This is a genomic window from Streptomyces sp. NPDC003011 (assembly GCF_053591515.1).
Genome location: NZ_JBSFTY010000021.1, coordinates 55,618 through 76,054, shown reverse-complemented (window position 1 = coordinate 76,054; position 20,437 = coordinate 55,618). Strand labels below are relative to the sequence as shown.

Below are 20,437 nucleotides of genomic sequence, written 5' to 3'. Positions count from 1 at the left end.
GGGACACAGTGAACTCCGCAGTGAGGCAAGCGCTTCCTGCCGCCGACGTCCCGAAGGAGTTCCCGTGCACCCCGTCCGCCGACGCCGAAGAACTGTCGCCGTCACCGCCGCGGCCCTGCTCGCCGGGCTGTTCGCCGCCCCCTCCGGCCAGGCCGCGGAGCCCTCGCGCAGGAGCGTCGAGAACCTCGACCGGGGGCTGGTCGCCGTCCCGTCCGGCAGAGGCACGTTCCTCAGCTGGCGTCTGCTCGGCACCGAGTACGCACGGCACGGCGACGCCATCGGCTTCCACGTGTACAAGAACGGACGGCGGCTGAACCGGGCGCCGGTCACCCGGTCGACGACGTACCAGGACGACAGCCCGGGCACCGGCACGTACACCGTGCGAGCCGTGGTCGACGGGCGGGAGCTGAAGCCGGGCCGGGCCGCGCTCGACCTCTCCCGGGGCTATGCCGAGATCCCCCTCGCCACCGCCGACGGCTACGTCGTGCAGCACGCCTGGCCGGGCGACCTCGACGGCGACGGACGGTACGAACTCGTCGTCAGCCGCCTCTCCCCGGCCCGTGACCGGCCCGACCTGCTGGAGGCGTACACGCTCACCGGACGGCGGCTGTGGCGGGTCGACCTCGGGCCGGGCTCGTACACCCAGGTCGGCGGGAACGGTGCCAACGACCCGGCGCCCGCCGCGATCAGCGGTTCGACGGCGATCGGCGGCTACCGCAACGACGACAACGTGACGGTGTACGACCTCGACGGGGACGGCCGCGCCGAGGTGCTGGTGCACACCGCCGACGGAACCACCTTCGCGAACGGCGAGCGGGTCACCGCCGCCTCACCCGCCCAGCAGTTCGTGTCGGTGATCGACGGCGCGACCGGCGCCGAACGCACCCGGCAGCCCGTCCCCGACGACTTCGTCGCCGACGGCCCCTCCGGCGGCCACTTCGGCATCTCGTATCTCGACGGCCGACACCCCAGCCTGGTCACGAAGCTGGTCACCCGGGCCGGCGCCAAGCGGGGCGCCTTCCGGACCCTCATCCAGACCTGGGACTTCGACGGCGTCGAGCTGACCCGCCGGTGGAAGTACGTCGGGGACCCGGCGAGCGGCGCGACCAGCTTCCACCAGATCCGCACCGTCGACGTCGACCAGGACGGCAGGGACGAGATCGCGGACGGCAACTACGTCGTGAACAGCGACGGCACCCTGCGCTACGTCGTCGCCGGCGCGGGGCACGGCGACCGCTTCGACATCGCCGACCTCGACCCCGCCCGGCCGGGACTGGAGGGCTTCGCCATCCAGCAGTCGGAACTGGGCGTCGTATCGACGTTCCCCTGGTACTACTACGACGCCGACACCGGCGAGCGCCTGGTGACCGGCGAGCACCCCGCCACCTGGGAGAGCGACGCCGACCTCGACGTCGGCCGGGGCAACGCCGCCGACATCGACCCCGGTCACCCCGGCTACGAGTACTGGACCTCCACCGCCGACGTCACCGCCCCCGGCGCGGGCGTGCGCAACGTCCGCGACGGCAAGGTCTCCACGACCACGCCGAGCGTCAACTTCCGGATCTGGTGGGACGGTGACAAGGCGTCAGAGCTCCTCGACCACACGTACGTCGAGAAGTGGGACCCCGCCACCGAGACCAGCGCCAGGATCTTCGACCCGCCCGCAGCCGTCGCCGGCGCCCGCAACGCGACACCGTTCTACGGCGACGTCCTCGGCGACTGGCGTGAGGAGATCCTCGCCGAGACCGCCGACCACACCGCCCTGCGCCTGTACACGACCACCGAGCCGACCCGGACCCGTCTGTACACCCTCGCGCAGAACCCGGCCTACCGCCTCGGGTGGACCGTGCGCGGCTATCTGCAGTCCACGTACACCGACTACTACCTCGGCACCGAGACCCGGCGCGTGCCGAAGCCGTCGATCACCCCTGTCGAAGGAGCCGTTTCCCGTGACGACCACGCGTAGAGCCTTCGCAGCCCTGGCCGCCGGAGCCGCCGTCGCGGCCCTCGCCCCCGCGACCACCGCGAGCGCGTCGCCCCGCCACCGCCGCCTGGTCGCCCACGACGACTTCCGCCACGGTCTCGGCCAGTGGGCCGTGGAACTCGAGAAGGGCGGCACCGTCACCGCCTCCCGGGGCGTCCTGGAGGTCGACGTGCCCGCCGGCGCGACGGTCTGGTTCAGGAGGCGGCTGGAAGGGCCGTACGTGCTGGAGTACACCGCCACCCCGGTGTCGGCGGGCGGTGTCAACGACCGGGTCTCCGACCTCAACAACTTCTGGAACGCCGTCGACGTCCGCTCCCCGGACGACCTGTTCGCCACCGCGCGGGGCGGCGCCCTCGCCGAGTACGACCACCTGAAGACGTACTACGTCGGCTACGGCGCCAACACCAACACCACGACCCGGCTGCGCCGCTACGTCGGCGAGGCGGGCGTCCGGCCGCTGCTGTACGACTACACCGAGCCGCTGCTCGTGCCGAACCGGCCGAACCGGGTACGGATCGTCTCCGACGGTTCGACCGTGCGGTGGTGGAACAACGGGCGGCTCGTCTTCGACCACCACGACCCGGAGCCGTACACGAGCGGGCACTTCGCCTTCCGGACCACCTGGAGCCACTTCCGGATCGCCGGCTTCCGGGTGTGGCAGTCGCCGCCTCAACAGCGCTGAGGAAAGGGCTATTCCTGGCTTGACCAATCTTTGACGAGTGGCCTATCTCACCGCCCGTCAACCCTGTCCTACGGTCGCGTAGCTCACATCCGAAGGGGAATCATGGGCCGACGTGGCAGACGATTCGAAGAGTGACATCAGATCAGTGATCGGGTCGTACGTGGCGGTGGGGGACAGCTTCACCGAGGGCGTCGGCGACCCGGGGCCGGACGGGGCGTTGGTCGGCTGGGCCGACCGGTTCGCGGTCCTGCTCGCCGACCGGCGCCCCGAGGGCGACTTCCGGTACACGAACCTCGCCGTGCGCGGGAAACTGCTCGACCAGGTCGTGGCCGGCCAGCTTCCCCAGGCCGTCGCCCTCGCGCCCGACCTGGTCTCCTTCTGCGCGGGCGGCAACGACATCCTGCGGCCCGGCACCGACCCCGACGAGGTCGCCGAGCGCTTCGAGCGGGCGGTCGTCCAGCTCACCGCCGTCGCCGGCACGGTGATGGTGACGACCGGGTTCGACACCCGCCGCATGCCCGTCCTGAGGCATCTGCGCGGCAAGATCGCCACCTACAACGGGCATGTGCGGGCCATCGCCGACCGGTACGGCTGTCCCGTGCTCGACCTGTGGTCCCTGAAAGCCATTCAGGACCGCCGCGCCTGGGACGGCGACCGGCTCCACCTCTCGCCCGAGGGGCACACGCGCGTGGCACTGCGCGCGGGCCAGGTCCTCGGCCTGGAGACCCCGGCCGACCCGGAGCAGCCCTGGCCGCCGCTGCCGCCGCGCGGCACCCTGGAGATCCGGCGGGACGACGTGCACTGGGCGCGCGAGTACCTGGTGCCGTGGATCGGACGCAGGCTGCGCGGGGAGTCGTCCGGCGACCATGTGACCGCCAAGGGCACGCTGTCGCCGCACGACATCAGGACACGGATCACATCGGTGGCCTGAGGGCGTGAGGGACTGAGGGGCCTGAGGGCGTGCGGGTGTCCGGGCGGGCCATCGGGCGGGCCACCGGCCTCGGGACTGAAGACCGGTGCCGGGGGCGGGGACCTGCCGGCCCGGCGCCGGTCCCCACGCCGTCAACGCGGAACGGACGTCGGCCGGTAACCCCGCTGTCAGAGGGGCCGCCCATAATGGAACGTCTCACCGACTCCACATGGAGGTACACCGTGACCGGTTTCCGTTCCCCGAGCTCCGGGCTCCGCGCGCTGCGGCCCGCGGCCTTCGGCGCGGACCCGAGCGGTGAGCGCCTGGCGCGCATCCGCAGATCGCCCCACTTCAAGGACGGGGTGTTCCAGAACCCGGGGGGCACCGCCCGCACCCGCCCCTCCGGTTCGTCGGTGGAGCTCGCGAAGGCATTCCTGGACAAGGACGAGCGGAGCCGGCGCGCCCCGCAGGGCACGGTGCCGGTGCACGCCACCACCCTCGCCGACATCTCGAAGCCCCCTGCCACCGGGCTGAGGCTGACGTGGATGGGGCACTCCAGCGTGCTCGCCGAGATCGACGGACACCGCGTGCTCTTCGACCCGGTCTGGGGCGAGCGCTGCTCCCCGTTCGCCTTCGCCGGGCCCCGGCGACTGCACCCGGTGCCCCTGCCGCTGGCCGCGCTCGGCCCGGTCGACGTCGTCGTGATCTCGCACGACCACTACGACCACCTGGACCTGCCCACGATCAAGGCGCTGGCCGGCACCGACACCGTGTTCGCCGTGCCGCTCGGCGTCGGCGCCCACCTGGAGCACTGGGGCGTGTCCGCCGACCGGCTGCGCGAGCTGGACTGGCACGAGACCACCAAGGTCGGCGGGCTCACCCTGACCGCCACCCCGGCCCGTCACTTCTGCGGTCGCGGCCTGCGCAACACCCAGCACACCCTCTGGGCCTCCTGGGTCGTCGCCGGGGACGCGCACCGGATCTACCACAGCGGCGACACCGGTTACTTCAGCGGATTCCAGGACATCGGCGCCGAGCACGGTCCCTTCGACGCCACGATGATCCAGATCGGCGCCTACAGCGAGTTCTGGCCGGACATCCACATGACCCCCGAGGAGGGCATGCGCGCCCATCTCGACCTCCAGGGCGGGCAAGCGCGTGGCGCGATGCTGCCGATCCACTGGGGGACCTTCAATCTCGCCGCGCACGCGTGGGCGGAGCCGGGGGAGTGGACCCTGGCTGCCGGTGAGGCGGTCGGGCAGGCCGTCGCCGTACCCGTGCCGGGACAGCCGTTCGAGCCCGCGGGGGAACTGCCGGTGCGTCCGTGGTGGCGGGACGTGTCCCGGCCCCTGAAGCGCGACTGGCCCACGCCCCAGCCGCCGACGATGACCAGCCGCGACGACCTCGACCTCGTGGGCGAGGGCTGAGCGACGGGCCGGGTCGCAGCACCTGGACGACACGGGCGGGCCGGTGCACCGGCAGGCAGGTGCATCGGCACGCAGGTGCATCGGCACGGAGGCGCATCGGCACGGAGGCGCATCGGCACGGAGGCGCACCGGTCATGGCGTGAGGCGAGCACCGCGTGCGCGATGCCGTCCGTCCGGCTGGACCGCGTGCGTCCGTGGGCAAGGAACTGCTCGCCTGCGGAGCAAGCGCATCCGGCGCCCTCGCCGGGCGCCGAGCGGTGGGCTGCGGTCGTGGCGTCGGGATGTGCTGGGCCGTCCTGGGCCGTGCCCGTCCTGAGCCGTGTGCGTGCTGGGCCGTGGCCGTCCTGGGCCGTGTGCGTGCTGGGCATGGCGCGGCGCGGTGACGACGACGGTCGCTGGGCGGTAGCCGTCCAGCGAGGGGCACGCGTCGACCGTCCGCCGTCTTGGCCAGGACCGGCACGCTCCGTGACATTCCGAGCGGTGTCGTGCGGGGCGCCGGAGCCCTTGGGATCGTGTCTGTGAGTCGGTCGTGAGCCGGTCGTGAGCGCTGCGCGGGCGCATGAGAAGAGCTGGGGCGACCACGGACCGCCTGACTCTCCTCGCCCATTCCTGAGCGTTTCTGACCAGGCGTGATCGGCGCCAGACGCTTTGGGGGTCAAGCCCGCGAGGGCTTATCGATCTGTCGTGCGAAGCCTCATACCAGAGCGGGACGCTGTCCGTGCGAGTTTGTCAACTGCTCATCGCGCCGGATGTGTCGCCGACTACTGTGAGTGTCCGTCGGATGACGTGGGGCCGAGAGGTTCGGTTCTCTCGACCGACGCCCGCATGCGCGTGCCCGCGGCACGCACCCGGCATGCGCACCTGTCCATCAGGACCGACGGACGAGTACGACGAGGACACCGATGTCTCACCTCCGCGCACCGGCCGCCCGCGCAGACCGCCGTGAGGGCGGACGGCACGGCCGGCCGGCCGCCCGTGCCGTTCCCGCGCTGCCCGAGACCCACATACGGCCCCAGCTGCTGCGTCTCGCCGTGCTGCCGCCGGTCGCCGTCGCCCTCAGCGGCTGCGCCGCGGTCCTGTTCACCGTCCGCTCCACCGGCGCACGGCCCAGCCTCAGCCTTCTGAGCGTCCTCGTCGGCGCGGTCTCGGTGACCTGCGCGGGCATCCTGATCGCCGCCGTGGCCGCCGACCGTGCCGCCAGGTCCGTGAGCGACCGGATCGGCGCCCTCCGTCGCAGCAGCGCACGTGGCGAGGCCGACCTCCGGGCCCTGGTCGACGCCCTGCGCCGCGGTGAGGGACCGCCCCGGCGCACGCCGCGCAGCGGCCCGCCCGAGGACGCCGACGATTTCGAACTGCTCGCGGCCGACCTGGCCCGCGCGCACGACAGCGCCATCAGCGCCGTGGTGCAGGCCGCGCAGCTCTCCAGCCAGGCGGGCAGCGAACAGAAGCTGGAGGTCTTCCTCAACCTCGCCCGGCGGCTGCAGTCGCTGGTGCACCGCGAGATCTCCATCCTCGACGAGCTGGAGAACGAGATCGAGGACCCCGATCTCCTGAAGGGCCTCTTCCACGTCGACCACCTCGCCACCCGCATCCGCCGTCACGCCGAGAACCTCGCCGTGCTCGGCGGCGCCGTCTCACGCCGGCAGTGGAGCAACCCGGTCTCGATGACCGAGGTGCTGCGCTCTGCCATCGCCGAGGTCGAGCAGTACTCCCGGGTCAAGCTCGTGCCGCCCATCGACGGCGAGCTGCGCGGCCACGCCGTCGCCGACGTCATCCATCTGCTCGCCGAACTCGTCGAGAACGCCACGGTGTTCTCCGCCCCGCACACTCAGGTGCTGCTACGGGCCAATCTCGTCACCTCGGGGCTGGCCGTCGAGGTGGAGGACCGCGGACTCGGCATGCCGGTCGGCGAACAGAGCCGGATGAACGCCCTGCTCGCCGACCCGGACCAGGTCAACGTCGCCAGCCTGCTGGCGGACGGGCGTATCGGGCTGTTCGTCGTCTCGCAGCTCGCCAAGCGGCACGGCATTCACGTCCGCCTGCAGACCAACATCTACGGCGGGGTCCAGGCCGTGCTTGTCGTGCCGCAGGCCCTCCTGGGCGCCGTACCGGGCGCCCCCGGCGTGGTACCGCAGCCGCCGGACGGACCGGCGGGACCGGTCGGACCTGCGGGCACCGCTGGTCCGGCGGCGTCGCCGCCGCAGCCCGGGCCCGAGGGAACACACCGGCGCGCGGCGACGACACAGGGCGCCGTTCCACCGTCGGCGCCCTCCCGGCCGCCCACCGCACAGCGCCCGCAGCGGAGCGCGTCTCCTGCACAGCGGGGGACCAGGGGGACCACAGGGACCACGGGGTCGAGTTCAGCTTCGGGACAGGGCGGTGCCCCGGCCACGAGCCCGGGTGCGGTCTCCGATGTGGACTGGGGACCGGACTCCGGCTCGGGTTCGGCTGTTGCCGCGGCGTCGAACGGCGGTGGTCCGCCGCCGCTGCCCGTGCGCGGTGCCCGTGCGGAGCGGCCCACTCCGGCGGAGGCCGTGCCCGGCATCAGGGCCGACGACCGGCCCCTCGTCGCGGAGCACACGGGCGCGCCGCCCACCCCGCGCGGCGGTGCCGTACGCGGCACCATGGGCAAGCCCCAACTGCCCCGGCGACGGGCCCAGGAGCACATCGCACCCCAACTGCGCGACGGCCCCGCGCCGCGCCAGGACACCGAGTACCCGGCCGACCACGACCCGGGGCTCATGGCGGCCTTCCAGCGCGGTATCGGCCTCGCCGAGGCGCAGCAGCACCTGGAGGCGGCGTCCGGCGACACGACGACTTCCGTGGCGTCGCCTCACACGGGGTCGGCTGACGCGGGGGCGACCCACATGGAGTTGTCCGCCCGGACATCGACCGATGTGGCATCGACCGACATGGCATCGACCGACATGGCATCGGCGGACATGAAGGCGGCGGACATGAGGGCGGTTGATGCCGGGTCGCCCTACCCGGAGTCCTCGGGTAGGGCATCGACCGACATGAGGTTCCCTGACGTGAGGTCAGCTGACCTCGGCCACGGCCCCCTCGGGTCGGTCGACACGGAGCGCGGCCACATGGGCCCGTCCGGGCACACGGAGGCGTCCTCCATGGAGCCGCGCCCCATGGAGCCGTCCCTCATGGACCCGCGCCCCAGCGAGCGGGCCGGTCCCGCCGAGGCGCGCTCTGCGCGCGCGGCGCCGGCGTCCCGCGAAGAGCGGGGGAGGCCGGAGAACGGTCCCGCGCCCGGTACCGACTTCAGCCCCGATCCCGATCCCGATCCCGACCACGGCACCCGGCACGACGGGAGCGCACCCGCCGGATGACCACCCCCGCGTTCACCCCACCCCCCAGCGCTCCCGCAGACCTTCGTACCTCAAGGAGTCGATCCACCATGGCGAGCGAAGCGCCGACCGGCCATGTATCCGATCTCGACTGGCTGATGAGCGGGCTCGTGCAGCGCGTACCGCACACCACCAGCGCGGTGCTCCTGTCCTGCGACGGGCTCGTGAAGTCCGTGCACGGGCTCGACCCCGACAGCGCCGACCACATGGCGGCCCTGGCCTCCGGCCTCTACTCCCTCGGCCGCAGTGCGGGCGTCCGCTTCGGCGACGGCGGGGACGTCCGCCAGGTCGTCGTCGAACTCGACACGACGCTGCTGTTCGTGACCACCGCGGGCTCCGGCACCTGTCTCGCGGTGCTGGCCGGCCGTGAGGCCGACGCGGCGGTGCTCGGCTACGAGATGGCGATGCTGGTCAAGAGCGTCCGCCCCTACCTGGTGACCGCACCCCGGCAGCAGACCGTCGGACCCACGGCGATGAGGCCTTGAGCGTGGCGGCGGCCGGCGACGGGCCCTGGCTCGACGACGCGGCCGGGCGGCTGGTGCGCCCCTTCACGGTCAGCAACGGCCGTACCCGGCCCACCATCTCGCTCGACCTCCTGTCGCACGTGATGGCCACCGGAGCCACCCCCCTCGGCTACCTCGGCCCCGAGCACGCGCAGGTGCTCGACATGTGCCGCGTGCCCGTCTCGGTCGCCGAGGTCGCCGCCCATCTGAAGCTGCCGGCGGTGGTCACCAAGGTGCTGCTGTCGGACCTCGTCGACTGCGGGGCGCTGACCACCAAGCCCCCCGAGTTCACCCACAACCCGACAGACCGGGCCCTTCTGGAGGCAGTGCTCGATGGACTACGACGACAGCTCTGACCCCTTCCCCACCGCACTGAAGATCCTGGTGGCGGGCGGGTTCGGAGCAGGCAAGACGACCTTCGTGGGCGCGGTCAGCGAGATCGCGCCGCTCAGCACGGAGGAACTGCTCACCACGGTCAGTGCCGCGACCGACAGCCTCGAAGGGATCGAGAACAAGGTCGAGACGACCGTGGCCATGGACTTCGGCCGCATCACCCTCGACCGGGAACACGTCCTGTACCTGTTCGGCACGCCCGGACAGGAGCGGTTCTGGTTCATGTGGGACGAACTGTCCGAGGGCGCCCTCGGCGCGGTCATCCTCGCCGACACCCGCCGACTGGAGGACTGCTTCGCCGCCGTCGACTTCTTCGAACAGCGCGGTCTGGGCTTCATCGTCGCGATCAACGAGTTCGACGGCGGGCACCGCTACGACCCCGAGGAGGTCCGCGCCGCCATCGACCTCGCCCCGGAGATCCCCATCGTCCGCTGTGACGCCAGGATCTCCAGCTCCGGGGTCCAGACCCTGCTCACCCTGGTACGCCACCTCATCGCGCACAGCCCGGCCGTCGCGCCGAGCCATGGCGCCCACATGTGACCCCCGCACACCCCGCAACGGAGCCGGATATGCCGTACGTCCACAGCGACGGAGCCCGCCCATGAGCTACGACCTGCCCCGCCCGGCCGGTCGACTACTGCTCACCCCCGAGGACAAGGAGGCGCCCGCCCGTGTTCGGCGGCTGGCCCTGCTGGGCCTGGGGGACCATCCGGAGCCCGCCCTCGACGCCTTCGCGCACCACCTCGCCGAGCGCGTCGCCGCGCCGTACGCCATGGTCAACTTCGTCGGCGAGCGACGGCAGTTCTTCGCGGGCCTGCACATCCCGGACGTCAGACCCCGGGTGAAGGCCGACGGCACCGCACCTGTGGTGGGCCGCCACATGGAGCGCGACCACGGGTTCTGTCCCCATGTGGTGGTGCGGCGCAAGGCGCTGGTGCTGGAGGACGTCCGCGACTATCCGCGATTCGCCGGCAATCCGATCGTCGACGAGTACGGCATCCGCTCCTATCTGGGCGCACCCCTCCTCGACAGTGTGGGCATGGTGCTGGGCACCGTGTGCGTCGCGGACGTCGAGCCGCGGCCCTGGGGCAGGCCCGGCCTGGAGACCATCAAGGCGGCGGCCGCGGAACTCGTCGTCCGACTGGAACGTCGCGAGGACGACGGGCTTCCGGCGTGAGACCTGCCGCGAAGGACGGCCCGAGGGCGTGAAGGAAAGCTGTGGCGGCGCTTAAGAAATCCTCGATGGACCGGGGCGCCGCCGTAGGGCAGATTGCTACGCGATTCCACCCCTTCCCCCCGGACGCGGCCCGGATGCGGCCTTCTTCGGCATGCCCGCGCCCGGGACCTCTCACCTCAGGAGCCGTAGCGTTGAAAGCGCTGGTCAAGGAGAAGGCGGAGCCCGGGCTGTGGCTCGCGGACGTCCCGGAGCCCGCCGTCGGACCCGGCGACGTACTGATCAAGGTGCTCCGTACCGGCATCTGCGGCACCGACCTGCACATCCGGTCCTGGGACGGCTGGGCTCGGCAGGCGATCCGCACCCCGCTCGTGGTCGGGCACGAGTTCGTCGGCGAGGTCGTCGACACCGGCCGGGACGCCGGCGACATCAAGGCGGGCGACCTGGTCAGCGGCGAAGGCCACCTGGTGTGCGGCAGATGCCGCAACTGCCTGGCCGGGCGGCGGCACCTGTGCCGGGCCACGGTCGGGCTCGGCGTCGGCCGCGACGGCGCGTTCGCCGAATACGTGGCGCTGCCCGCCGCCAACGTGTGGGTGCACCGCGTCCCGGTGGACCTCGACGTCGCCGCGATCTTCGATCCGTTCGGCAACGCCGTGCACACCGCGCTGTCGTTCCCGCTGGTCGGCGAGGACGTCCTGATCACGGGCGCCGGACCGATCGGGCTGATGGCCGCCGCGGTGGCCCGGCACGCGGGTGCCCGCAACGTCATGATCACCGATGTGAGCGAGGAGCGGCTGGAGCTCGCCCGCAAGATCGGCGTGAGCCTCGCGCTCGATGTCTCACGGGCGACGATCGCCGACGGACAGCGGCAACTGGGCCTGCGCGAGGGCTTCGACGTCGGGCTGGAGATGTCGGGCCGCCCCGAGGCGCTGCGCGACATGCTCGCCAACATGACGCACGGCGGCCGGATCGCGATGCTCGGCCTGCCGTCCGAGGAGTTCCCGGTCGACTGGGCCCGGATCGTCACCTCGATGATCACCCTCAAGGGCGTCTACGGCCGTGAGATGTTCGAGACCTGGTACGCGATGTCGGTGCTGCTGGAGGGCGGCCTCGACCTGGCCCCCGTGATCACCGGCCGGTACGGCTACCGCGACTTCGAGACGGCGTTCGCGGATGCGGCGAGCGGCCGCGGCGGCAAGGTCATCCTCGACTGGACCGCGTGACCCGTCCTCCGCTCCGCTCAAGCTCCCCGCCCCAGGCCCCGCCCCCACGCCCCACACCGCTCTGCGCGCAAGCGCCCCCAACTCCCTTCCGCGCAAGGACTTCAGGAGCTTCCCATGTTCGACTCCGTGCGTGACGATCTGCGCGTCACCCTCGACGAGATCCGCGCCGCCGGTCTGCACAAGCCCGAGCGCGTCATCGACAGCCCGCAGTCCGCGACCGTCAACGTGTCCGCGGGCGGCCGTCCCGGCGAGGTCCTCAACTTCTGCGCCAACAACTACCTCGGGCTCGCCGACCACCCCGAGGTGGTCGCCGCCGCGCACGCGGCCCTGGACCGCTGGGGCTACGGCATGGCCTCCGTGCGCTTCATCTGCGGGACACAAGAGGTGCACAAGGAGCTGGAGGCGCGGCTGTCGTCCTTCCTCGGCCAGGAGGACACGATCCTCTACTCCTCCTGCTTCGACGCCAACGGCGGTGTGTTCGAGACGCTGCTCGGGCCGCGGGACGCGGTCATCTCCGACGCGCTCAACCACGCCTCGATCATCGACGGCATCCGCCTGTCCAAGGCCCGCCGCTTCCGCTACGCCAACCGCGATCTCGCGGACCTGGAGCGGCAGTTGAAGGAGGCCGCCGAAGGAGGCGCCCGCCGGAGACTGATCGTCACCGACGGCGTCTTCTCCATGGACGGCCATGTGGCCCCGCTCCGCGAGATCTGCGACCTCGCCGACCGCCACGACGCGATGGTCATGGTCGACGACTCCCACGCGGTCGGCTTCGTCGGCCCCGGCGGGCGCGGCACCCCGGAACTGCACGGCGTGATGGACCGCGTCGACATCCTCACCGGCACCCTCGGCAAGGCGCTCGGAGGGGCCTCCGGCGGATATGTCGCCGCCCGCGCCGAGATCGTCGCACTGCTGCGCCAGCGTTCCCGGCCCTACCTCTTCTCCAACACCCTCGCACCCGTGATCGCCGCCGCGTCCCTGAAGGTGCTGGACCTGCTGGAGTCGGCGGACGGCCTGCGCCTCCGGCTGGCCGAGAACACCGCCCTGTTCCGTCGCCGGATGACAGGGGAGGGCTTCGACGTCCTGCCCGGCGACCACGCCATCGCGCCCGTGATGATCGGGGACGCGGCGAGGGCGGCCCGCCTGGCCGAACTACTGCTGGAGCGCGGCGTCTACGTGATCGGGTTCTCCTACCCGGTCGTGCCGCAGGGGCAGGCCCGTATCCGCGTCCAGCTGTCCGCCGCGCACTCCACCGAGGACGTGCACCGCGCGGTGGACGCGTTCGTCGCGGCGCGGGCGGAGCTGGACGCCTGACCCGCCGGACGAATTGCGATAATCGTTCACATGATCGAAGCGCGGCGGCTCCACATCCTGCGTGCGGTGGCCGACCACCGCACGGTGACGGCGGCCGCCGCCGCGCTGTACCTCACCCCGTCCGCGGTCTCCCAGCAGCTGACTGCCCTGGAGCAGGAGACGGGCCACCGGCTGGTCGAGCGGGGCGCCAGAGGCGTACGGCTGACCCCGGCCGGCGAGATCCTGCTCCGCCACACCCACGTGGTCCTCGCCCAGCTGGAGCGGGCCGGGGCCGAGCTCGCCGCCTACGGTTCGGGCGAGGCGGGCACGGTCACCGTCGCCTCCTTCGCCACCGGCATCGCCCTGGTCGTCGCGCCCGCCGTGACCCGCCTCGCCGGCACGGCGCCCGGTATCCGCATCCGCGTCCAGGACGCCGAGGGGGACGCCAGCCTGCCGATGGTGCTGGACCGGCAGGTCGACGTCGCGGTCGCCGTCGAGTACCGCGGGGCCCCGCCCGCCGACGACCCGCGCCTGGCGCACGTCCCGCTCTACGCCGAGCCCTTCGACGCGGTCGTGCCGGTCAGTCACCGCCTCGCCGACGCCGACGAGGTCCCGCTCGCGGAGCTGGCCAAGGACCCGTGGATCGGCCCCTACCCGGGCAACCCGTGCCACGACGTGGTCGTCCTCGCCTGTGAGAGCGCCGGCTTCCAACCCCGCCTCGAACACTCCTCGGACGACTTCCGCGCCGTGGTGGCCCTGGCGTCCGCCGACGTGGGCGTCGCCCTCGTGCCGCGCTCCGCGCTGCGCGGCATGGACCTCACCGGCGTGGTCGTCCGCCCTGTCGACGGCGTCGCGCCCACCCGCCGGGTCTTCGCGGCGGTCCGGCGGGGCGCGGAGGAGCATCCCCTGATCCGCCCCGTGCTGGACGCGTTGGAGGAGGTGGCTCCGATGTAACCTGCGCGTTTCATTTATGGGATACGGTCCCGAATGTGAAACGCCATATCGTGGAAGACGCTCCAGTACCCGCACCCGCACCCGCACCCGCCCCGGCTCCTCTCCCGGCCTCGTTTCCCGTCCCCGCCCCGGCTCCCGGCGCGGCCTCTCCCGCCCCCGCGGACCTCGCGGATCCCGTCGACACCCGGCTCGGTGCCCGGCTCGCCGAGCTGCGGGCCGAACGCGGGTGGACGCTCGGGGAGTTGGCGGAGCGCAGCGGAGTGAGCCGGTCCACCCTGTCGCGGGCCGAACGGGCGGAGATCAGCCCCACCGCCTCGCTCCTGAACCGGCTCTGTCACGTCTACGGGCGCACCATGTCCCAGCTGCTCAGCGAGGTCGAGGCGGAACCCGCGCTGCTGGTGCGGGCCGCCGAGCAGCCGGTGTGGGAGGACCGGGCCTCCGGGTTCGTACGGCGTTCCGTGTCTCCGCCGCATTCCGGGCTGCGCGGCGAACTGGTGGAGGGGCGGCTCGCCGTAGGTGCCGACCTCGCGTACGACCGGCCGCCCGTGCCCGGCCTGGAACAGCACATCTGGGTGCTCTCCGGGACACTCGACGTGACCACGCAGGACGTCGAACACCGTCTCGCCGCCGGGGACTGCCTGCGGATGCGGGTCTGGGGCCCCACCCGCTTCCGGTGTGCAGGGCCGGAGGCGGCGCGGTACGTGCTGGCGGTGGTGCTGCCGTGATCGTCACCCGGCTGGACGAAGCCCGGCTGAACGGGGCCCGGCTGAACGGGGCCCGGCTGAACGCGACGGTCCAGGAGTTGGCGGACCTTCTGGTCGACACCGTCGACGACGGCGCCTCGGTCGGATTCCTCGCCCCGCTCACCCGTGAGGAGGCCGTCGCCTGGTGGGAGGAGCGCGCCGCGGCCGCCGTCGCCGGCCGGCTCGCCGTGTGGACGGCACATGACGGGGACCGGACCGCCGGCACGGTCACGCTGGCGTTCCCCGACAAACCCAACAGCCGCCACCGCGCCGAACTGGTCAAGCTGATGGTGCACCGGGACGCCCGTGGACAGGGCCTGGGCCGCAGGCTCCTGACCGTCGCCGAGAAGGCCGCGGCCGAGGCGGGCGTCACCCTGCTGCACCTGGACACGGAGACCGGCAGCCCCGCCGAGCACCTCTACCGCACGGCCGGCTGGACGATGGCCGGCGTGATCCCCGACTACGCGGCGAACCCGGCCGGGGCACTGCGGCCGACGACGCTGTACTACAAGCATGTGGGAGCGCGTACGGAACGCGCCTTGTCGGGACAGACGGCATCAGGGCGGCCCGCTGACGTGGGACCGCCCGGTCGGGCGGCGGGCGGAACGAACCTCAGCCCTTGACGGCCTTGGCGATCCGCAGCGCGGCCTCGGCGGGCGTGAGGTGCGTGGTGTCGACGACCTCGGCCTCGCCGTGCAGCCAGGTGCGGGCCGCCTCGGCGTAGGACTCCAGGTACCTGAGGCGGAACGAGGAGGGGCCGAGGACGGTGTCCCCCTCGATGCGCCGGCGGAGGGTGTCCTGGTCGGCGTGGAGGACGAAGTGCCGCACCGGGACGGCATGTCGGGCGAGGCCCGCGCTGATCTCGCGCCAGTACTGCTCGACCAGGACCGTCATGGGCATCACCAGGGTGCCGCCGGTGTAGTCGAGTACGCGGCGGGCGGTCTCGACGACGAGCGGCCGCCACGGCGGCCAGTGCTGGAAGTTGTCCGTCCCGGGGCCGGGCAGCCCCGGAGTGATGTCCATGAGCGTCTCGCCGACCTTCTCCGCGTTGAACACCCGTGCATCCGCAAGGAGTGGCTGCACGAGTGCGCTGGTGGTCGTCTTGCCCGCGCCGTGGGTGCCGTTGAGCCATACGATCATGGCCCGACGCTAGCGGTGTGCGGGCCGTGGGCCGGTGCCGGTCACGTCACAGAACGGGCACGGCGGAAGACCGGCAGGGCTTCGGCGTCGTGTCGGCGCCGGTCACCGGGTCTTCCCCCTCCGGGTACTGCCTATCGGCTCTCACCAGGTCATTGTCAGTGGCAGCGGCTACGGTGCCTGTCATGCCGGATGCCGAAGACGTACGACGGATCGCTCTGTCCCTGCCGGACACGACGGAGAAGACCGCCTGGAGCATGCCCACGTTCCGGGTCGCGGGGAAGATGTTCGCCACGCTGCCCGAGGACGAGACCTCCCTCGCCGTGCGCTGCCCCAAGGAGGAGCGCGACGAACTGGTGATGGCCGAGCCGGAGAAGTTCTGGACAGCCGGCCACGAAGCCCAGTTCGCCTGGGTGCGGGCCCGTCTCGCCGCCCTGGAGGACGAGGACGAACTGCGGGACATCCTCATCGACTCCTGGCGCCAGGCGGCACCCACCGGACTGCTCGACGCCCACCCCGAGCTGAGGATCCCGGCCGTCGACTGAACGCCCTCACGTGAACGCCCCGCGCGAGGCTCCTGGGCGGGCACGCCCGCCCCCGGCGCCCACGGCGATCGGCACCCGTTGTGCGTCCGATCGGCACCCGTCGTACGCCCGAGAAACGGGTGCGCGACCATCGACCCGAGTGCGGTATTGTTTCCATGCGCGTTCGGCCAGGGAAAGCCCAGGTCAGACGGCATCGGGACGTGGCGCAGCTTGGTAGCGCACTTGACTGGGGGTCAAGGGGTCGCAGGTTCAAATCCTGTCGTCCCGACTTTTCGAAGTCGCAGGTCAGGGGCCGTTTCAGAGGCAATCTGAAACGGCCCCTTGATCATTCTGTGGGCCGGTCGGGAACCCGTTGGGGACCAGGCGCACTTGACTGCCCTTGACCGGCGGCGCGCGATGGTTCACGGCCTGAGGGTCGCGCGGGCCGAGCGTCGTGTTCAGCTCTCCAGTCGTGCCTGGTCCTGCTCCGTCACGGCGTAGCCGGGCACGGACGGCCATCGAACGGTCAGCAGCACCGACTCCTCCTCTGCGAACCATGAGTGGTCGACTCCGCGCCCCCACACCACGTAATCACCCTGTTCTTCCAGGAGAACGCTGCGACCAGGGAGTTCCACGCGGAAACGGCCGCTGATGAGAACCAGGAGGGCGGTGCGCTCCTCGCCCTCCACCCACCGCAGTCGCCGGTCACCGCGGGGATGGATGCCCCATTTGATCTCTACGGCCTCGCTGTGGCGCGGATCGCCGACGTCCTTGAAGTGCCCGAGGAGCCACCCCTTGTCCAGTGGCGCGTCTTTGCCCGCATTGCCCACGTACACGTTGTCGTTCACGTTGCCAGATGCTAAGCGGAAGCTGCCGCAGTCAGTACCGGCACTCGGGTCGACCTCGCCCCGGACCGGATCCGCGCTGACGGTGCCCGAGCCGACCGTCGCCCAAATCCCCATCGCCCGGACGTTGTTGCCGGTGACGTCCAGGCCAGCGCGAGACCGTCGAGGCGGTCACGTCCCAGCGCCGGTGAACGTCGGGAGTCGCGTCGCCCAGCTCGCTGACGCTGGCGGTGGGGCCGTCGCTCCGCCCGGAGATGTCGCGCAGACCCTTGACGCATCTCGTTCCAGTGCGTAGATATGTCTGCGCAGTCATGACAACGCAGTCACACAGGGACCGGCCTGCGCTCGGACTGCTGACCCTCAGGAGACACCGATGGCACGACTGGCAGGCCGCAGCGCAGGCGCCCCACCGCGCAGCATCGATGTGGCGCGTCTGGCGGGCGTCTCGCAGAAGACGGTGTCCCGGGTCATGAACGGCGAGCAGTACGTCTCCGACGATGTGCGCAGACGTGTCCTCGACGCGGCCGAAGGGCTCGGTTACCGGCTGAACCATGCGGCGCGGGCGCTGGCCTCCGGACGGACCCGGTCCATCGGCGTCGTCACGCTCGGAACCGCCCTGTACGGACCCGCCTCCCTGCTGATGGGCGTCGAGCGTGCCGTCCGGGACACCGGTTACGCGCTCCGCGTGGTCAACACGGTGGAGGGTGATCCCGGGGGCATCGCCGGTGCCGTCGACTCGCTCCTCGATCAGGGCGTGGACGGCATCGTCATCTCCGAGCCGATCGACGAGGAGGGTGACGCGGACCTCTCCCTCCGCGTCGACGTACCGGTCCTGGTCCTCGGCGCGCCGCCGCCGTTCGCCGGTCGCCGGGTGGTGACCGCGGGGCTCGTCTCCCACCAGCTCGCACGGGCCGTCACCGAACACCTGCTCGACCTGGGGCATGTGACCGTCCACCACCTCGCCGGCCCCCAACGCTGGTACGCCGCGAGGGACCGCCTGGAGGGATGGCGGGCGACGCTGGCCGCACACGGCAGGCGCGAACCGCCTGTCATGGCGGGCGACTGGTCGGCCGCGTCCGGATACCGTGCGGGACGCGAACTGGCCGAGGACGGTGACGTCACGGCGGTCTTCGCCGCCAACGACGACATGGCCATCGGTCTGATCCGCGCGCTGCTGGAAGCCGGCCGGCGTGTGCCGGAGGATGTCAGCGTCGTCGGTCTCGACGACATCCCGGTCGCCGCCTATGTGTCTCCTCCTCTGACGACGGTGCGCCAGCCGTTCGACGCGACGGCACAGGACGGCCTGAAGCGTCTCGTGCACGCCATCGAGCACCCGGACGCGGACCCGATCCCGGCGCACGACCCGCCGGTCAACCTCGTCGTCCGCGCGTCGACCGCACCCCCGCCGAACCGGACGACCCCGCAACGTCGGCGGACCACGGCCTGACCCCGCGAGAACTCCTTCCCGATCTTGAGGGGAGGTCGGCCCACCCACAGCTCGCCGACCCGTGTCACCTGCTCCGCCCCCCCCGCACCCGAGTGCCCGAGCCGGCCCACCCGCACCTGGTCGCCGCCCGTCCCACTCACCAGCGCCGAGGCCCGGGCGCCTTGCTTCGAGTCGACCGCCGCCCGGGCCTTCGCCCCTCTCACGCCCTCACCGGCGCGAGCCCCCGTTCAGCCGACGAGCGTGACGCGCCCGGCCCCCGGAACCCGCGAGGACACCCTCGCCCTCCGTCGGCCGCACCCCGCTCACGCCCGAACCCACCTCGTGCATGCAGCTGCGGCACGCTGTCGCCCGGTGCGCCGATCACCTACACCCTTCTGCGGAGTCCACCATGTCCAGACACTTCACGCCCCCGTCCTCGGCAGCCCTGAACCGTCGTGGCTTCCTCGCCGCGACCGGAGCCGTGACGCTCGCGGCCACGCTGTCCGCCTGCGGCGGCCAAGACGGCACGAGCGGCGGCACCCCCGCCAAGAAGGTCACCCAGGCCGACATCGACGCGGCGATGAAGACCCCCACCGAGCTGACGTTCTGGACCTGGGTCCCGAACATCGACAAGGAGATCGCGCTCTTCGAGAAGAAGTACCCGGCCATCAAGGTCAAGGCCGTCAACGCCGGCCAGGGCGTGGCCCATTACACGAAGCTGCGCACCGCGCTCAAGGCGGGCAGCGGTGCCCCGGACGCCGTGCAGATCGAGTACCAGGCGATCCCGACGTTCACGATCACGGACAGTCTGCTGAACCTGAGCCCGTACGGCGCCGCGGCGCTCAAGAGCACGTTCGTCGACTGGACGTGGGGGCAGGTCAGCGGCCCGAACGGCGAGATCTGGGCGATCCCCCAGGACACCGGCCCGATGGGCATGCTCTACCGCAAGGACATCTTCGACAAGCACGGCATCGAGGTGCCCAAGACCTGGGACGAGTTCGCGGCCGCGGCCCGCGAACTCCACAAGGCCGACCCGGAGGTCTACCTGACCAACCTCGCCGGGAACGAGGCCGCCGCCTGGCACGGTCTGCTCTGGCAGGCGGGCGCCAAGCCCTATGCGACCTCGGGCAAGAGCGAGGTCACCATCGACGTCGACGGCTCCGTCTCCCGCAAGCTCGGCGAGTTCTGGGGCGGCCTCGCGAAGGAAGGCGTCATCGGTACCGAGCCCGACTTCGCCGACGCCTGGTACGCCGCGCTCAACAAGGGCAAGTACGCCACCTGGATCACCGCCGCCTGGGGCCCGGCCTTCCTGTCCGGTTCGGCCAAGTCCACGGCCGGCAAGTGGCGGGCCGCGCCGCTGCCGCAGTGGGACGCCGCCAAGCCGAGCTCCGGCAACTGGGGCGGCTCGACGACCGCGGTCATCCGCTCCACCAAGAACCCCATCGCGGCGGCGCTGTTCGCCCAGTTCCTCAACAGCGACCCCGCGAGCGCCAAGATGTTCGCCACCGAGCAGTTCTTCTTCCCGGCGACCAAGGAGCTGCTCGCGGACCCCGAGTTCACCGGGAGCGCGCCCTCCTTCTACGGCGGCCAGAAGGTCAACCAGGTCTTCGCCGACACCAGCACCACGGTCAACTCCAGCTTCCAGTGGCCGCCGTTCCTCGACCAGGCGGCGACGGACTGGACCGAGACCGTCGGCAAGTCCCTGGCCGACCGGACCGACACCGTCCGTGCGCTGGGCGCCTGGCAGACGCGGCTCACCACGTACGCCAAGAAGCAGGGCTTCACGGTCCGAACCCCCTGACGGGTCGCCGGGTCCCGCGCGGCGGCGTGGGACCCACCGCTCCCACCAGCGCAATCCTC

19 protein-coding genes and 1 tRNA gene are annotated in these 20,437 nt (G+C 71.9%); 18 read left to right on the top strand and 2 right to left on the bottom strand.

Annotation, left to right across the window (positions count from 1 at the left end; all coding sequences use genetic code 11):
* The first annotated feature begins 64 nt into the window (after positions 1–64).
* The 14 genes from ACWD0J_RS13715 (at position 65) to ACWD0J_RS13650 (ending at position 15,268) form a co-directional block, all read left to right on the top strand.
* Complete coding sequence (locus ACWD0J_RS13715) at positions 65–1,966, top strand: rhamnogalacturonan lyase family protein (RefSeq protein ID WP_451495965.1); 1,902 nt, start codon at positions 65–67, stop codon at positions 1,964–1,966.
* Positions 1,950–2,666 (top strand): DUF6250 domain-containing protein, encoded by a 717-nt coding sequence (locus ACWD0J_RS13710; RefSeq protein WP_451495964.1) that lies wholly within the window; start codon positions 1,950–1,952, stop codon positions 2,664–2,666. The genes ACWD0J_RS13715 and ACWD0J_RS13710 overlap by 17 nt, the downstream gene beginning before the upstream one ends.
* Positions 2,667–2,811: 145 nt before the next feature.
* Entirely contained in the window at positions 2,812–3,597 is a 786-nt protein-coding gene (locus ACWD0J_RS13705) for an SGNH/GDSL hydrolase family protein (RefSeq protein WP_451495994.1), read from the top strand.
* Between the two features lie 221 nt (positions 3,598–3,818).
* Positions 3,819–5,003 (top strand): MBL fold metallo-hydrolase, encoded by a 1,185-nt coding sequence (locus ACWD0J_RS13700; protein ID WP_451495963.1) that lies wholly within the window; start codon positions 3,819–3,821, stop codon positions 5,001–5,003.
* Between the two features lie 902 nt (positions 5,004–5,905).
* Complete coding sequence (locus ACWD0J_RS13695; RefSeq protein WP_451495962.1) at positions 5,906–8,344, top strand: ATP-binding protein; 2,439 nt, start codon at positions 5,906–5,908, stop codon at positions 8,342–8,344.
* Positions 8,345–8,412: 68 nt separating this feature from the next.
* Positions 8,413–8,847: a roadblock/LC7 domain-containing protein gene (locus tag ACWD0J_RS13690; protein ID WP_451495961.1), complete on the top strand. Its 435-nt coding sequence runs from the start codon at positions 8,413–8,415 to the stop codon at positions 8,845–8,847.
* Positions 8,848–8,849: 2 nt separating this feature from the next.
* A complete protein-coding gene (locus ACWD0J_RS13685) occupies positions 8,850–9,221 on the top strand; it encodes a DUF742 domain-containing protein (RefSeq protein ID WP_451495993.1) in 372 nt (123 codons plus the stop codon).
* The gene (locus ACWD0J_RS13680) at positions 9,199–9,798 is read left to right on the top strand and encodes a GTP-binding protein (RefSeq protein ID WP_451495960.1); all 600 of its coding nucleotides are present in this window, start codon (positions 9,199–9,201) and stop codon (positions 9,796–9,798) included. Before ACWD0J_RS13685 ends, ACWD0J_RS13680 begins: the two co-directional genes overlap by 23 nt.
* A gap of 61 nt (positions 9,799–9,859) precedes the next feature.
* Entirely contained in the window at positions 9,860–10,435 is a 576-nt protein-coding gene (locus tag ACWD0J_RS13675) for a GAF domain-containing protein (RefSeq protein WP_451495959.1), read from the top strand.
* A gap of 191 nt (positions 10,436–10,626) precedes the next feature.
* Positions 10,627–11,655, top strand: coding sequence for an L-threonine 3-dehydrogenase (gene tdh / locus ACWD0J_RS13670; protein WP_451495958.1), 1,029 nt, complete (start codon positions 10,627–10,629; stop codon positions 11,653–11,655).
* A 114-nt stretch (positions 11,656–11,769) separates the two neighbouring features.
* Positions 11,770–12,969 (top strand): glycine C-acetyltransferase, encoded by a 1,200-nt coding sequence (locus ACWD0J_RS13665; RefSeq protein ID WP_451495957.1) that lies wholly within the window; start codon positions 11,770–11,772, stop codon positions 12,967–12,969.
* 30 nt (positions 12,970–12,999) lie between these two features.
* Positions 13,000–13,902: a LysR family transcriptional regulator gene (locus tag ACWD0J_RS13660; RefSeq protein ID WP_451495956.1), complete on the top strand. Its 903-nt coding sequence runs from the start codon at positions 13,000–13,002 to the stop codon at positions 13,900–13,902.
* A 35-nt stretch (positions 13,903–13,937) separates the two neighbouring features.
* Positions 13,938–14,627: a helix-turn-helix domain-containing protein gene (locus ACWD0J_RS13655; RefSeq protein WP_451495955.1), complete on the top strand. Its 690-nt coding sequence runs from the start codon at positions 13,938–13,940 to the stop codon at positions 14,625–14,627.
* Positions 14,624–15,268 carry a GNAT family N-acetyltransferase gene (locus tag ACWD0J_RS13650; protein WP_451495954.1) on the top strand — a complete coding sequence of 215 codons (645 nt, stop codon included), beginning with the start codon at positions 14,624–14,626 and terminating at the stop codon, positions 15,266–15,268. Before ACWD0J_RS13655 ends, ACWD0J_RS13650 begins: the two co-directional genes overlap by 4 nt.
* Here the strand turns inward: ACWD0J_RS13650 and ACWD0J_RS13645 are convergent.
* Positions 15,258–15,785 carry an AAA family ATPase gene (locus tag ACWD0J_RS13645; protein ID WP_451495953.1) on the bottom strand — a complete coding sequence of 176 codons (528 nt, stop codon included), beginning with the start codon at positions 15,783–15,785 and terminating at the stop codon, positions 15,258–15,260. The genes ACWD0J_RS13650 and ACWD0J_RS13645 overlap by 11 nt on opposite strands.
* 182 nt (positions 15,786–15,967) lie before the next feature.
* Here ACWD0J_RS13645 and ACWD0J_RS13640 point away from each other — a divergent pair, with 182 nt between their 5' ends.
* A complete protein-coding gene (locus tag ACWD0J_RS13640; protein WP_451495952.1) occupies positions 15,968–16,327 on the top strand; it encodes an MmcQ/YjbR family DNA-binding protein in 360 nt (119 codons plus the stop codon).
* Positions 16,328–16,521: 194 nt separating this feature from the next.
* A tRNA-Pro gene (locus ACWD0J_RS13635) sits at positions 16,522–16,595 on the top strand.
* Between the two features lie 169 nt (positions 16,596–16,764).
* Here ACWD0J_RS13635 and ACWD0J_RS13630 read toward each other — a convergent pair.
* A complete protein-coding gene (locus ACWD0J_RS13630) occupies positions 16,765–17,154 on the bottom strand; it encodes a signal peptidase I (RefSeq protein WP_451495951.1) in 390 nt (129 codons plus the stop codon).
* A 370-nt stretch (positions 17,155–17,524) separates the two neighbouring features.
* Between ACWD0J_RS13630 and ACWD0J_RS13625 the strand changes: the two genes are divergently transcribed.
* Positions 17,525–18,598: a LacI family DNA-binding transcriptional regulator gene (locus tag ACWD0J_RS13625; protein ID WP_451495950.1), complete on the top strand. Its 1,074-nt coding sequence runs from the start codon at positions 17,525–17,527 to the stop codon at positions 18,596–18,598.
* Positions 18,599–18,986: 388 nt separating this feature from the next.
* Entirely contained in the window at positions 18,987–20,378 is a 1,392-nt protein-coding gene (locus ACWD0J_RS13620; RefSeq protein WP_451495949.1) for an ABC transporter substrate-binding protein, read from the top strand.
* Positions 20,379–20,437 lie beyond the last annotated feature (59 nt).